The organism is Bradyrhizobium sp. HKCCYLRH2047 (assembly GCF_051168175.1).
Taxonomy (GTDB): Bacteria; Pseudomonadota; Alphaproteobacteria; order Rhizobiales; family Xanthobacteraceae; genus Bradyrhizobium.
On record NZ_JBNPUM010000006.1, the window covers coordinates 298,720 to 312,903 of the forward strand.

Annotated in this window: 7 protein-coding genes; 3 read left to right on the top strand and 4 right to left on the bottom strand. The window is 65.0% G+C overall.

Annotation, left to right across the window (positions count from 1 at the left end):
* Positions 1-390: 390 nt before the first annotated feature.
* The 4 genes from ACQR1D_RS17105 to ACQR1D_RS17120 form a co-directional block, all read right to left on the bottom strand.
* On the bottom strand, positions 391-3,660 hold the full coding sequence (locus ACQR1D_RS17105) for a beta strand repeat-containing protein (RefSeq protein ID WP_316215866.1): 3,270 nt from the start codon (positions 3,658-3,660) through the stop codon (positions 391-393).
* Positions 3,661-4,211: 551 nt separating this feature from the next.
* Positions 4,212-6,341 carry an autotransporter strand-loop-strand O-heptosyltransferase gene (locus ACQR1D_RS17110; protein WP_434839859.1) on the bottom strand — a complete coding sequence of 710 codons (2,130 nt, stop codon included), beginning with the start codon at positions 6,339-6,341 and terminating at the stop codon, positions 4,212-4,214.
* A gap of 67 nt (positions 6,342-6,408) precedes the next feature.
* A complete protein-coding gene (locus ACQR1D_RS17115; RefSeq protein ID WP_434839860.1) occupies positions 6,409-8,364 on the bottom strand; it encodes an HlyD family type I secretion periplasmic adaptor subunit in 1,956 nt (651 codons plus the stop codon).
* Between the two features lie 3 nt (positions 8,365-8,367).
* Positions 8,368-10,230 (bottom strand): type I secretion system permease/ATPase, encoded by a 1,863-nt coding sequence (locus ACQR1D_RS17120; RefSeq protein ID WP_316178628.1) that lies wholly within the window; start codon positions 10,228-10,230, stop codon positions 8,368-8,370.
* A 777-nt stretch (positions 10,231-11,007) separates the two neighbouring features.
* Here ACQR1D_RS17120 and ACQR1D_RS17125 point away from each other — a divergent pair.
* Genes ACQR1D_RS17125 through ACQR1D_RS17135 form a run of 3 tightly spaced genes read left to right on the top strand, consistent with a single transcriptional unit; the run spans position 11,008 to position 14,152 of the window.
* Positions 11,008-11,190 carry a hypothetical protein gene (locus ACQR1D_RS17125; RefSeq protein WP_315799877.1) on the top strand — a complete coding sequence of 61 codons (183 nt, stop codon included), beginning with the start codon at positions 11,008-11,010 and terminating at the stop codon, positions 11,188-11,190.
* Positions 11,187-13,118, top strand: coding sequence for an ethylbenzene dehydrogenase-related protein (locus ACQR1D_RS17130; RefSeq protein WP_315799878.1), 1,932 nt, complete (start codon positions 11,187-11,189; stop codon positions 13,116-13,118). Before ACQR1D_RS17125 ends, ACQR1D_RS17130 begins: the two co-directional genes overlap by 4 nt.
* Positions 13,118-14,152: a 2Fe-2S iron-sulfur cluster-binding protein gene (locus tag ACQR1D_RS17135; RefSeq protein WP_315799879.1), complete on the top strand. Its 1,035-nt coding sequence runs from the start codon at positions 13,118-13,120 to the stop codon at positions 14,150-14,152. The genes ACQR1D_RS17130 and ACQR1D_RS17135 overlap by 1 nt, the downstream gene beginning before the upstream one ends.
* Positions 14,153-14,184 lie beyond the last annotated feature (32 nt).

The window sequence follows — 14,184 nt, forward strand, 5'->3', positions numbered from 1 at the left end:
AGTCCTCAAATATGATGTTGTTCGGGCAAACGACGATTGTCGCAGCCGGGTCACGGCCGCGCTCGGAAGCGTACTAACTCCTTGAATTCCGTCGTGGCATCCTTGCAACATCACCGCTCAGCGAAGCTTCGATGCACGGTCCAGACAAGAAGTTGCCCCGATCTTGCGGCTGGTCGCCGATCTCTCCTTAGAAAAGTTCCAGCGTAACGAGGGTTCACAGTGCGGAACGGAACATGCATCTTTGCTGATCTTCAGAGGCTTCCTTTCTTCAACGCGTGTCGTCTCGCCCGGCTCATCGTCCTTCTCATTTCCCCCGGGAGCACTGCGTGAGTTGACCTCATCTGCTTGCTCCCGGGTATCCGATCCGCAGCAGCTGCTGCGGCTGCCTCATCAACCCCACATGTGATGCATCGCGTGGAGATGCGACATGTCGGGACCGGCAGCCGCGGCCTGGTTCGTATGCGCGCCCTGGCTGTGATCGTGATGATGGTGATGATCGCTGTGATGCGCGGCGTTGCTGCCGTTGTTGGCCGTGGTACCTGTCGACGTGCCGCCAGCCGCCGCTCCGCCGGTCGACGTGCCTCCGTTCGCCGCGGTGCCACCGGCTGCCGCGCCACCGCCGGCGGTGGTTCCTGCCGCAGCTGTGCCGCCAGTGCCGTTGGCCAGGTTCGGTGTCGCGGTGACCGGAATGGTGCCGTGCGCGGTGCCCTTGATGGAGGTTGCCGTCGAGACCGTCGTGGCCGTCCCGACATAGGTGCCGCCATTGACGGGAATGTTGTTGCCTGAGACGTCCATGGCGTCCGCCGCGAAGCCTTGGCCTGCCGCGGCGATCATCGCCTTGTCTGCCGCAAGTGCTGCGCCGGTGTCGCCGTTGAGGATGCCTTGCAGGCCCTTGACGGCATGGGCAGTGTCAGCTTCGAGCGTGCCGCTGAGCAGCTCGTTGTCGAACCGACCCTGGAATACGGCCCCCTGCGCGGCGTCGAAATTGGCGCCGAACTGCTGGTAGTTCTGGATCTGCGTGATCAGGGCCGCGCTCGCCTGCGCACCGCCGGTCGAGATCTTCTGCAAGGTGGCGTTGATGGTGTTGGCCTCGGCCAGGAATGCAGCCCAGAAATTCGTCTGCGCCTGATTGTCCTGGAATTTGGTGACCGTGCCGGTCAGTCCACCCGGATCTTCGGCGAAGCCGCCGGAATGGCCGGCATTGCCGTTGCCGCCCGCGGCCATGTTGAGGTTGGTGTCACCCTGGACGATGTCGATGATGTCGAGCAGATTGTCGGCCGTGCCGCGCAGCGCCGCCTGATTTCCCGTGGTCGCCGCCGCGTCGTATTTGTTGAGCTGCAGGTTGATCTGACCGAGCGCGGTCTGCAGGTGGATCGTTGTCAGCGCCGCCGCGTTGGCGGTCTCGCCGGCCTCGATCTGCGCGAGTTGAGTCTTGTTGTTGAGGATGGCCGTCAGGCCCTGCGAGACCGCAGTCAGATCGGTGTTGACCTCCTGCAGGTGCGCCGCGTCGATGCCGCCGGAGGCGAGCTCGACCACCTTGTTGAAGACGAGGCCGACGTCCTTGAGGCTGGCGCCAGCGGTCGCCGCAGCAAGGCTCGCCGGATCGTCCGCGCCGGCGGGCGAGGTCTGGAAGGCGATGTCCTGGCCGCCTGTGTTGGCGAGGAAGGGCACATTGTTCAGCGCGTTCGCCAGATGGGCGTCGTTGTGGATCTCGCCCAGGATCTCCTGCTGGAGCGCATGAATGGTCTGGCTGGCGGCAGCCTGGGTGGTGGCGTTCGCGAACTGCCCCGCCGCCTGCAGCAGCGTCCCCAGCTGACCCTCGACGTTGGTGAGGACTGCCGTGTCAGTGGCGTTCAGTGCGAAGGTGTGTCCGCCGAGCGTGACCTGACCTGGATTGGCCAGCATGGCGGCGATATCGGTCTGCACCGCCGTGATGTCGGCCTGATAGCTGCTCAGGAACGTCGGCGAGTTGCCGCTGTTGGCGAGGCTGAACAGGCCGAGCGAAGCGCGGACCGCATCGTTGAAGACGACGCCGGCCTGCACCAGATCGGTCGAATGCTGAATAGCAGTGGCGCGAGTCAGCAGGTTCGACGTGCCGTTGGCGAGCGCGGTCGGACTGAAGTTGACTGGCGTGGCACCACCGCCGCTGCTCGGCGGCGTCGAAGTGGTGCCGCCGGTGCCGTTGGCGATGTTCGGGGTCGCCGTCACCGGGATCGTGCCGTGGGCGAGGCCGTGCACGGAGGTCGCCGTCGAGACCGTGGTGGCCGTGCCGACATAGGTCGCGCCGCCAATCGCGATGTTGTTGCCGGAGACGTCCATGGCGTCAGCGGCGAAGCCCTGTCCGGCGGCGTTGATCGCCGCCTTGTCCGCCGCGAGAGCCGCGCCGGTGTCGCCGTTCAGGATGCCCTGCAAGCCTTTCACGGCGGCCGCCGAGTCGGCTTCCAGCGTGCCGCTGAGCAGCTCGTTGTCGAAGCGGCCACGGAAGACATTGCCCTGGGCGGCGTCGAAATTGGCGCCGAACTGCTGGTAGTTCTGGATCTGCGTGATCAATGCCGCGCTGGCTTGCGCGCCGCCCGTCGAGATCTTCTGCAGGGTTGCGTTGATGGTGTTCGCTTCGGCCAGGAACGCGGCCCAGAAATTGGTCTGCGCCTGATTGTCCTGGAACTTGGTGACCGTGCCGGTCAATCCGCCGGGATCCTCCGCGAAGCCTCCGGCATGGCCCGGCATGCCGTTGCCGCCGGCTGCCATGTTCAGGTTGGCGTCGCCCTGGATGATGTCGATGCTGTCGAGCAGGTTGTCGGCCGTGCCGCGCAACGCAGCCTGATTGCCGGTCGTTTCCGCCTTGGCATACTGGTTGAGCTCGAGGTTGACCTGTCCGAGCACCGTCTGCAGATGGATGGTCGTGAGCGCGGCCGCGTTCGCCGTTTCGCCGTTCTCGATCTGTGCGAGCTGGGTCTTGTTGTTGAGAATGTTGGTCAGACCTTGCGAGATCGCGGTGAGGTCGGTCGTGACCTCCTGAAGATTGCCGGTGTGGATGCCGCCGGAGGCGAGGTCGACGACCTTGTTGAAGACGAGGCCGACATCCTTCAGCGTGTTGCCTGCGGTCGCTGCGGCCAGGGTCGCCGCATCATCGGCACCGGCCGGCGTGTTCTGGAAGCCGACGTCCTGGCCGCCGGTGTTGGCGAGGAAGTTGACCTTGTTGAGCGCGCCGGACAGATGCGCGTCGCCGTTGATCTCCTGCAGGATCTCCTGCTGGACCGCGTGCAGCGTCTGATCCGCGGCTGTGATCGTCGCAGCATTCGTGGTCTGCGGTGCGGCCGTGAGCAGCGTCGAGATCTGCGCTTGCACGTTGGTGAGAACGGCGGTGTCGGTCGCGTTCAGCGTGAAGGCCTGGCCGCCCAGGGTCACCTGGCCGGGATTTGCGAGCATCGCCGCGATGTCGTTCTGCACGGCGTGGAGATCGGTCGTGTAGCTGCCGAGGAACGGGTTCGAGTTGCCGCTGCCGGCCTGCGAGAACAGGCCGAGCGAGGCGCGCACCGCATCGTTGAACACCACGCCGGCTTGGACGAGGTCGGTCGACATGTTGAGCGCTGAGGCGCGCACCAGCAGGTTCGACGTTCCGTTGGCCAGCGCCGTCGGGTTGAAGGTGTTATTCGCCATAGATCATCTCTCCCCAAGTTCATCCGACGCCCGGCAGGGCCCCGTACCGAAACTGGCCGGACGATGCGGAAGCGCATCGGCCCTGCGTCGGACGTGATGCGCCGCGCCTCACGCCCGTGCGCCGCTGTGTCGCGCGCTCTTCTGACGCGCGCTACTTTGTCGCACCTCGCTATATGCTCGGAGCAATCGGGCCAAAAAAGGCGTGGGGGAGTCCGCAAATATGTTGTTCTCGGGACATCGCGGATCTGTGACAGATGCGTCGCGATCGCGTGCCAAGTGATTGATTTCTGGCAGCAAGCAGCAAATGCGCGGTGCGGCGACCGGGCGCGAATTGCATCTTGTCGTCAAGATGCTGCCTGCATCTCGCCGGTGAGTGGCCGGTCTCCAGCGATCAGACGCAGGGTTGGTCTGATGCTGTCAAGGCTGCCCGGCGACGCGGGCGCGCGGCATTGTCTCAGCGCCATCGCTGGAAAAACGCCACGATGGATTGTGTGTCGGGGAAGTTAGAGGCAAAGGCGTCTGGGCGTGTCGGCGACCTCGCCGCGCGCCGTTCAGGACGGCGGCGCGGCCTGGCGCTGCGCCAGGAGCGCAGTCCTGATCTTCTGCAGCAGTGTGGTGTAGAGCTGATTCCAGGCCGGGTCATTCTGCCCGTTCGCGTCGAGCCCCTGCTTGGTCAGGCCCAGGCTGATCCGATAGACGGCGAGGGCGCCGTCGATGTTGCCGAGCGGAAGGAAGGCATCGCCCAGACTCTGATAGGAATTTGCAAGCGCCTGCTGCAGCGACGGGTCGTTGGCGATCGTGTTGGCGAGATGGGTGATCAGCGCGGTGTTGGCGCGACGCTGCTCGAAGGCTTCGGCATGGCGGCCCTGGGCGGTGAGCACATCCGCCAGCAGAGCGTGGCACCAGGCGAGGTCGCGCTGAAAGCTGAGATTGCCGCGGTGGGCCGCGGTCAGCTTCCGGATGATGGCGAGGCTGGCGGAATAGGCGGCATGCGCAGCCTCGAGGTTTCGCTGAACGAACAACACGGCGCCGATGCGGTTCAAGGCGACCGAGAGGTTGCGTTGAAACCCGGCGTCGTCCGGATTGGCTGCGGTCAGGTACCTGACGATGGCGATGCTCTGCTTGTAGTTCTGCAACGCGCCCATGAGATCGCTGGCGGTGGCTGCGCGATCGCCTTCCGCGATCCCGGCGGCGGCCTGATCCAGCAGCCTGCCGGCGGCGACCGTGACGCCGACCGCAAGGCCCCCGCGGGCGACATCGCCGCGCGGGCGTTCCAGCAGCGCGGCGAGCGCGACCGGCTCGTCGCTCTCCACGGATTCCGGCGCAGACTCTGCTCTCGAGGCTCGATCCCGATCAAAGGGCGCAGGCGGCGCCTGCTGCTGAGAGGCGCGCGGTTGCGGACGCAATCCCCGTCCGAAGCCGGGAATTCGGCGCAACATGCCCTCGACCTGCGCGGCCGTGATCAGGCGCGTGCATTCGAACTGCCGGGACGTGCCCTGCCATCGCGGGCACCACAGAAAGTCCTCATGGTCGAAGCGATGACGGGCATCATTCCAGCAACTGTTGCAGGCGTGATGGTTGATGACCCGATAGGGGGTCGCAAACTCGTTGGTCGGGTGGGTGAAGCCGCTGATCAGCACGACCGGAGTGCCGACCGCCCAGGCCAGCCATGACAGCCCCGAGGAAAGGCCGATGAAGAACGCGGCGTGCTTGAGCCAGCGGGCGCGCTCGGGCAGCGGCCGGTCGCCGGTCTGATCCTCGGCTTCGGCAGGAATCTGCGTTCGGAAAGCGCCGTGGCTGCGCTCCGCGGTCTGATCGACGCAGATCACGCGATAGCCGGTCGCGCGCAGGAAGGCCACGACGCTCTGCCAGCCCTCCGGATTGTTCCAGTGCTTGCATGCGGTCGTCGCCTGCACGGCGATGCAGACATAGGGGTCCTCGATGGGACGGCTCTCTTCGCTCAACGCGACGCGTGGCGGCTGCTCGGCCGGATCGACGCCGAGAATATGAGCTGCTGTCCGATGCAGACCGACCTGCCGGAAATCACAGGGATGATGCACGAACTCGGCATCGTCGAAGAACAGCGCGACCGAGTAGGTCGCGTAGTATCGCTCCGCCTGGACCGTGTCGTGGCTGAGGAACGTGATGTCTGGGTAGGCGGCGCGGAACAGCGGGATCAGCGGCTCGCCCATCGCACAGCTCAGGCGGCATCGATGCAGGTCCCTGAACTTCACCACATAGCTCATCCATCCGATGATGTCGCCGATCGTGCCGACCGGGAATTGGATCAGGACGTCGCGGTCGGTGGCGTCATAGTCGTGGCACAGCAGCAGCTCGGGCCCTGACCACACTTCCAGCCTGAACGGGACGAAGTAGCGCTTGCTGCTGTTGACGTGCCCAGAGCGCAGGTCGATGTCGAACAGGACGTTGGCGGTCTCGAGATCGCTCAACCGGACGCGCCAGGCGTGTCCGGTGTCGGGCAGCATGACACGACAGCCGTCGTTGAAATCGAAGCGCAGCCCTTGGGGACCCTCCTGGGTCGGCATGGCCGCTGGCGGTGGCAGTCGCGGCTTGCGTGCCTGATCAGACGCCTCGGTGCGGGCGCCGGGCTGGGCGGACGGTAACGCACTCGTCGGCACCATCGCCGGGTCCGAGGTGCGGGGAAAATTTGCAACGTTCATGTTGAGGTGCCGACGCGGTCTGCGTTCATTCGTGAGCGATGGCGCCGACCGCGGCTGTTCGGTCTTGTTACTCCACGAAGGCGCGGCGCCACTGATCGAGAACCGGCTTCATCAGATAGCTGAGCATCGTCCGGCTGCCGGTTTGAACGTAGACTTCGGCCTGCATGCCGGGCATCAGGTTGACGTTGCCGAGCCGCTTGCGCTCCTCGTCGGATAGCGTGATCCTGACCGTGTAGAAGGTGGAGCCGGTTCGTGGGTCATTGGTGATGTCAGGCGACACGAACGAGACTTGGCCGCTCAATTTCGGCGTGGTGCGCTGGTTGAAGGCGTTGAAGTGGACCATCGCATCCTGCCCGGTGTGGACGTGATCGATGTCCTTGGGCTGGACGTGCCCTTCGACCTGCAGTTCGTCCGAATCGGGGACCAGCTCCATGACGGTCTCACCCGGCTTGATGACGCCGCCGATGGTGTGGATCGCGAGCTGGTGGATGGTGCCGGAGTTCGGCGCGCGCATCTCGATGCGATCGAGCTGGTCGCGCGCGGCGACGCCCTTCTCGACCAGATCGCCTTCCTTGGCCTGTGACTCGCTGAGATCCTTGACCACCTCGCTGCGGAAATCCTGATCGATCTTGACGGTCTGGAGCTCGGCTTCGCTGATCTTGGACCTCGTCTCCGCCACGCTGGACACCAATTGGCCGCGTTCACCGTCGATTCGAGCGGCTTCCCGCTGCAGCGTGGTCAGTCGCGTCAGCGGAACGAGCCGCTTGTCATAGAGCTCCTGCACGCCGGCCAGCTCGCCCTTGATCAACTCGATCTGCTTGTTCTTGGATTCGAGCTGGGACTCCATGCCGCTGATCTCGTTGTTCAGCTGGACGATGCGGCCCTGCAGCAGCTCCTTCTGGCTCTTGCGGGTCGTGGCACGGGCCTTGAATAGCGCGTTCTCCGACGCGATCACGGTGCGGACATTCGGATCGTCCTGACGTGAGGTCAGAGTGGACGGATAGTCCGGCTGATCGAGACCGTCACGCTCGGCCGAGAGCCGTGCAATCTTGGCGCGCTGCTCGTTCAATTGCTTGGTGATCGCCTGGAGCTGGGCTTGGCTCTGCGTGGCGTCGAGCCGCACGAGCAGATCACCCGCCGCAACGCGCTTGCCGTTGTCGACCTTGATTTCCGCGACAATGCCGCCTGTCGGATGCTGAATGGCCTTCACGTTGGATTGCACCACGAGATTGCCGGGGACCACGATCGCGCCGGCGAGCGGCACGAGGGTCAGCCAGCCGCCGCCGAGAACGCCGGCGACGAGCAGCACCCGCAAGCCGAGACGCAGCTCGTTCTCGAACATGCGGCTGACGCGCGGCACCAGCGATTCGTCCGAGCCGTCGTCGAGATCAGCCGCCGTTCCTTGCGTCGCAATGAAGGTCATGCCGGTGGTCAAGGCCGTGCCGGCGGTGCCGACCAGGCGACCGACACGGGTTTGCGGAACGACGGGCGCATGCGCCAGGCGGGCAGGGAGGTTCTGCTGTCCCATCGGTCGCGGCGCACCGACGCCGAAATTGCCGTCGCGCCGCGCATCCTGCAGGTCGAGCACGGGCGCCGAATTGCCGCCCGCCACGCGTGCAGGCGGATGGCGCGGCGGCGGCGATAGCTCCGGCTCGTAGCCACGCATCGGTGCGGGCTGCTGCCAGTCCATCTCGCGGATGCCTTCACCGCGGCGTGCCCGGGGCGCCTGGGCACCGAGACCGAACAGCGACAGCGACGCACCGAGGGCGCGGCCCATGGTGCTGCCCTTTTTCTTCGAGCGCGGCTTCGGCCTGCCCTGCGACGGCGGCGGACGCCGGCGCTTCTTGCCGCCGTCACGTGCACCGCGGCGTTGTCGCGGGTCCTCGTCGGAGCCGTCGTCGAATGCGCCCTGCAGCCGCTGCAGCTCGAGGATCAATGCGTCGCCCTGCGGACCGACCGCGCGAGTCTTCGGTCGTACATAGTCGTCGTCGTCGAACGGCCTGAAGTCGTTGATGTGTTTCATTGATCAAGCGCTTTCTGCTGGGGCGGCGCGACGAAGCGAGCGGGCGTTCGGATTTGGCGCCGCTGCGGGAGCAGCAACCCTGGGCGGAGCGGGGGCATGCGCGACGGCAGGTCCCGCGGCCTTGTTGGCCCCGGCGACTCGGGCAAAGATCTCCTGGCAGGGACCGAATGCGATCGCCTTGCCCTCGTACAGCACCAGCGCCATGTTGAGCGCATTCAGCGCGCTGGGACGGTGCGAAATCACGATCACGATGCTCTGGTTCTGCTGCCGCATGATCTGAATGGCGCGGCTGAGCGCGTTCTCCCCGTCGGTGTCCAGATTGGCATTCGGCTCGTCGAGGACGATGAGAAACGGATCGCCATACACCGCGCGGGCCAGACCGACGCGCTGCCGCTGACCGGCCGACAGCGACATGCCGCCTTGGCCGATTCGCGTCGAATAGCCCTCCGGCAGCCGCAGGATGATGTCGTGCACGCCGGCGATCTGCGCCGCCTTCAGGATCGCATCCGAGCTCGCATTCTCGTCGAAGCGGCAGATGTTGTCGGCGATGCTGCCATCGAACAGGGCAACGTCCTGCGGCAGGTAGCCGATATGGCGGCCGAGATCCTCGTTGCTCCATTGGTCGAGCGCTGCGCCGTCGAGGCGGACGGATCCATGCTGTGCAGGCCAGATGCCGACCAGCGCCTTCGAGAGCGAGGTCTTCCCGGAGGCACTCGCGCCGAGCAGCGCCAGACCCGTGCCTGCCTTGATCGAGAACGACACGTTTTGAACGATCGGCCGATCGGTGCCCGGCGCGGTGACCGTCAGCTCCTGTACGGTCAGCTCGCGGAATGGGCGGGGCAACGCGACCGGCGGCGCTTCCGGCCTGGCCGTGGCCTTGCAGATATCACGCAGACGCGCGATGCCCTGGCGCGCGGCGACCAGCTGTTTCCAGCTGCCAAGTGCGATCTCGATCGGGGCGAGCGCGCGGCCCATCAGGATCGACGAGGCCATCATCACGCCGCCGGACGCCTGTTCGGAGACGACGAGCGCCGCGCCGATACCGAGCATGCCCGACTGCAGGATGAAGCGCAGCACTTTCGCGGCGGCCCCGAGATTGGCGTAGACATCGCTGGCGCGAATATTGTCCTTCAGATAGCGCTCGTTGACGGCGTTCCAGCGTGCCGAGAAGCGATCCAGCATTCCGAGCGCGCGAATCACCTCGGCATTGCGCTGGGTGGCATCGGCGAGAACCTGCCGCGCGGCGCTCGTGTCGCTGGCGGATTTGCTCGCCTGACGCGACAACCGGTCGGTCACCAGCGTCATCGAGATGATTCCAGCCGTGCCGATGACGGCCGTGATGCCGATCAGCGGATGAAACAGAAACATGCCGATCAGGAAGATCGGTATCCACGGCATGTCGAGAAAGGCGGTCGGTCCCATGCTCGACATGAAGGCGCGCAGCTGGTCGAGATCGCGCAGCGGCTGCTGCATCAGCATCGGCTTGGTGCCGCGCAGGGGCAGGGTGGCCAGAGCGTGATGAATCGCGTCCTGCAAGCTCGCGTCGAACACGGTCGCCACCCGGCACAGCATGCGGGTACGCAACGCGTCGAAATAACCCTGAATCAGATAGACGGCCAGAATCATCACCGACAGGCCGACGAGCGTGGCGAGATTTTTGCTCGGAACGACGCGATCATTGACCTGCATCATATAAACCGAGCCCGAGAGCATCAGGATGTTGATGACGCCGCTGAACACGCCGATGCCGGCCATGCGCTTCACAGCCTGGCGCAACCCGCGCGTCACCGGATCGTCGCTTCCCGAGAGAAGGTCGTTGAGGGCAGCCGCGGCTTTCGTTCTCGGGCGCTCTTGAGCCAGACTCATCCAGGCGCGTCTCCCAAAACACAGTGCTTCACTCCGCGCTATTGACAGTCGATACCGACGATTTTCCGGCAACAATTGGACATGTGGGCAATTCCGTCGCAGCGTCGCGGGCACACGACCGGCGCGAGACGCAATGCGCCGGGTCGGCTCTGAAAAGTTGTGGCGTCGTTCGGAGCGATCGGGTTTGTGCGAAATCTGTCCGCGATCGTCGATGGTTGCAGCGTGATAACAGCCATCGGCACGCGACGCGCGTCACACATTCGTCCGTCTATCACCTTGGTTCCGTACTCATTGGTCGCGGTCCGGGCCGAATGACGCCACGAAGCCGAATAAATCTTCCTGCGGTGCAACGCACAGGCGTTGTCATCTCGATCATGCGGTATTCGATGATGGTGCGGAGAACGATCATGATGGCGGCGGCAACACAAGGACATGCGGCCCCGCGCACCAATCCAGGACGTGCAATCAGCTCGGCCAGGCATGGCGGCCGACGATGTGTTCTATCATCGAACGTGCGGCCGCTGTGGAACCAGTGACCCGTCAAGCATCGGGCGCACGAGATCAACATCAGCTCCAGGGAGGACCAAGCAGATCAGTCCGCGTGCAATCCGAGCAACTCGTCACCGGCTCGGGTCACGGCAGTTGATCAACCATAGGCGTGATCCAACCGGTCACGCTCAAGCGTAGCGGGGCAACGATTGGGTGCAGAACGGCGCCGTAACGCCGAAGTCGGACGAAGTTGCTCACTTAGTAAAGCGTATCCGGGGGACGACAAAGTTGCTGAACGACATCACCATCGAGACGCGTGATGCGGGAATGGATTCGGGTCGAGGGGCGGCCCGCAGGAGTGAATACTTCATCATCCTGCGCCGGATCGGTCCGCTGAGACGAAATACGGTCGCCAGGTCGGCGGTAAATCGCGCCGATCGCGTGCGCGCAGCTCTGGAGGCGCACGCATGAAGATCCGCAAGACCGACTATGGAACGATCATCCTGCACTGGACCTTGGTTGGGGCCACTGTGATCGCGTTCTTGACGGGGCTTCGCATGGCGACCGAAGCGCCTGGACACGCGTGGATCGCCAACAATCTCGACTGGCTGCTGCCCCGGCACCGGACCTGGACCTGGCACATGCCGGCTGGGGTCGTGCTCGCGAGCGTCGCCGTCGCCTACATGATCTATATCTCGAAGTCGGGGCTCGGTCGCCGCGTCACCATCGACAAGATGCGCTTCAAGGGCCTGCTCGGCCGCCGGCCGGCGCGGCTGGGCTCGATCAGTGTGATGCTGCACTGGGTGCTTTTCATCTCCATGGCGATCCTGATCGTCACCGGAGGCATGCTCTTCTTCGGCGTGGCCTCCGGCTACGTCACCATGATGATCCACTGGTACGCGACCTGGGTGATCCCGGCCTTCGTGGTGCTGCACGTCCTGGTTCATTTCAGCATCGGCGGAAAGATGCAGCTCTATCGTGTGTTCCGGCCGGCGCCCTTGCCGCCGCCGCCGCCGAAGCTCGATCCCGTCGAACTGCTCACGATGCTGGTCGAGCAGTCGGAAAAGCTGGAGGAGGCGGAGGCGCCTCCGAAGCGGCCTGCGCCGGCCGCGCGGCCTGCAGCGCGTGAGCCGATGCCGGCGCCGCGGCGCATGGAGGAGCCGCTGCGGGCACGTTCGGAGCCGCGGGTGCCGCCAGGCCGCATGCGTCCGCCGCCGGCACCTGCCAAGGGCAACTCCCGTCGCCGCAATCCGAGCTTCCAGTCCAACCCGTTCATGGTCGCGATCGCCGCGGCCATCGTGATCGGTTCGGCGATGTTCGCCGCCGACTACTACGCCGAGGACACCGTCACGGTGTACCGAATCGCGACATCGGATGCGCCGACGCTTGACGGCGATTCGTCGGATCGTGTCTGGCGCAACATCCAGCCGCACATGGTGACGACCAACCAGGGCGACAATTTCGACGGTACCGGCGAATCGCGCGTCTGGATCAAGGCCGCGCATGACGGCACGTGGGTGTATTTCCTCGTCATCTGGGAGGACCCGACGCGGTCGCTGAAGCAGTTGCCGCTGATCAAGAAGGCCGACGGCTGGCATCTGCTGCAGAACGGATTCGACAAGGGCGACGAGAACGACTTCAACGAGGACAAGTTCTCGCTGTTGTTCACGACGCTGCCGATCACCCTGGCCGCGGACCGAACCTTTCACATGAGCTCGCAGCCGATGCCGGACAAGCCGCCGACGCTGTCGGGTCGCGGCATCCACTACACGCCGGCGCCGAATCTCTATGCCGACGCCTGGCTGTGGAAGGCGACGAGCGGCGGCCCGACCGGATGGATGGATGATGATCATTTCGGTCCGCCTGCAGAACCCACGCCGGATCAGGTCAAGGGACTCACGCCCTACAAGGGCGGGTTCGCACCGGATCCGGGGACCGCGAACTATTCCGACAATTTCGTGATCGACAGGGAGGCCGCAAGACTGGGGAATCGGGGCGTGAGACCGAAGCGCCTTCCGAAGGACGTCGCCGCGATGACCGCGGCGATGGGCGAGATCAATCTCGATCCGAACATCGGCGAGAGCGAAGGCGCACGCTGGTTCATGACCGAGGCCGAATCGGTGCCGTATTCGGCCGAGGCGGATGCCCAGACGCCGATCGGGACCGTCGTGCCCGGTGTGCTCGTCAGCGGCGAGTTCACCGGCGATCGCGCGGACATCCGTTGCGCAGCGCGTTGGGCCGCGGGCCACTGGACGCTCGAAATTGCCCGCAAAATGGACACGAAAAGCAAGTACGACGTCCCGATCAAGAACGGTGTCTTCATGCGAGTCGCTGCGTTCGACCACACCCAGATCCGACATACGAGGCAGATCCGGCCGATGCGACTTGAGGTGCAGTGATGGGTAAGATTTGCAAAATCCAGTACAACAGGGAAACGTTCTACGCGAATGTGGGCGATATCCTGCTCGACGGCGCCATCAACAGTGGCGTGGATCTGCCCCATGACTGCCGCAGCGGAATCTGCGGCTCCTGCAAGGTAACGGTCGTCGACGGCAAGCTGTTCGGCGGGATGGAAGGCGACATGGCGCATGCGTGCCAGGCGCGTGTCGTGTCCGACCTCAAGATCATCACCGAGCCCGTGCCGGATACGGTGACGATGAATTGCGAGGTGGGCGATCTCGTGCGGCTCGCGCCCGACGTCGTCGGCGTTACCCTCGAGATGCCGAAGCCGCTGCGATTCTTCCCCGGGCAATACGCCAAGGTCCAGTACCGCGGTTTTCCGACGCGCTGCTACAGCCCGACCTATCCGATGGTCGGCGCGCCCGACAGCCATTTGCTGTATCTGCACATCCGCATCCTGAAGGATGGCCTGGTGTCGTCGGCGCTCGGCCGCGACATCCAGGTCGGCCATCGCGTCAAGCTGACGGCGCCGCTGGGCACCGCGTTCTTCCGACAGAAGCATCGCGGCCGGATCATCCTGGTGGCGAGCGGCACCGGCTTCGCGCCGATGTGGGCGATCGCTGTCGCCGCCATCACCGAGAATCCGAAGCGCGAGATCGTCTTCATCGTCGTGTCGCGCACCTTGCAGTCGTTCTACATGCATCAGGCGTTGTGCCGCCTGGCGCGCTTCCCGAACGTGAAGATCATTCCGATCGTGTCGGAGCCGCAGAACGTCTCGCCCGCGATTCGCAGCGGCCGGCCGACCGAACACATGCCGGAGCTCACGCCCAACGACGTCGTCTATACCTGCGGCGCGCCGGCCATGACTGAGGCGGTCGCGAAGATGTCACGCGCGGCCGGCGCGAAGTGTCATTGCGATCCGTTCGTGTCGTCGGCGCAACCTTCGGAGACCCGCGGCGGACTCATGGATCGTCTCGCCGGATGGCTCGACAGCCAGCGCGGCCGGCCGGCGATGTTCCAGCCGGCCGAATGACATCGAGGCAGCCACGGCCCGTGGCCGCCTCG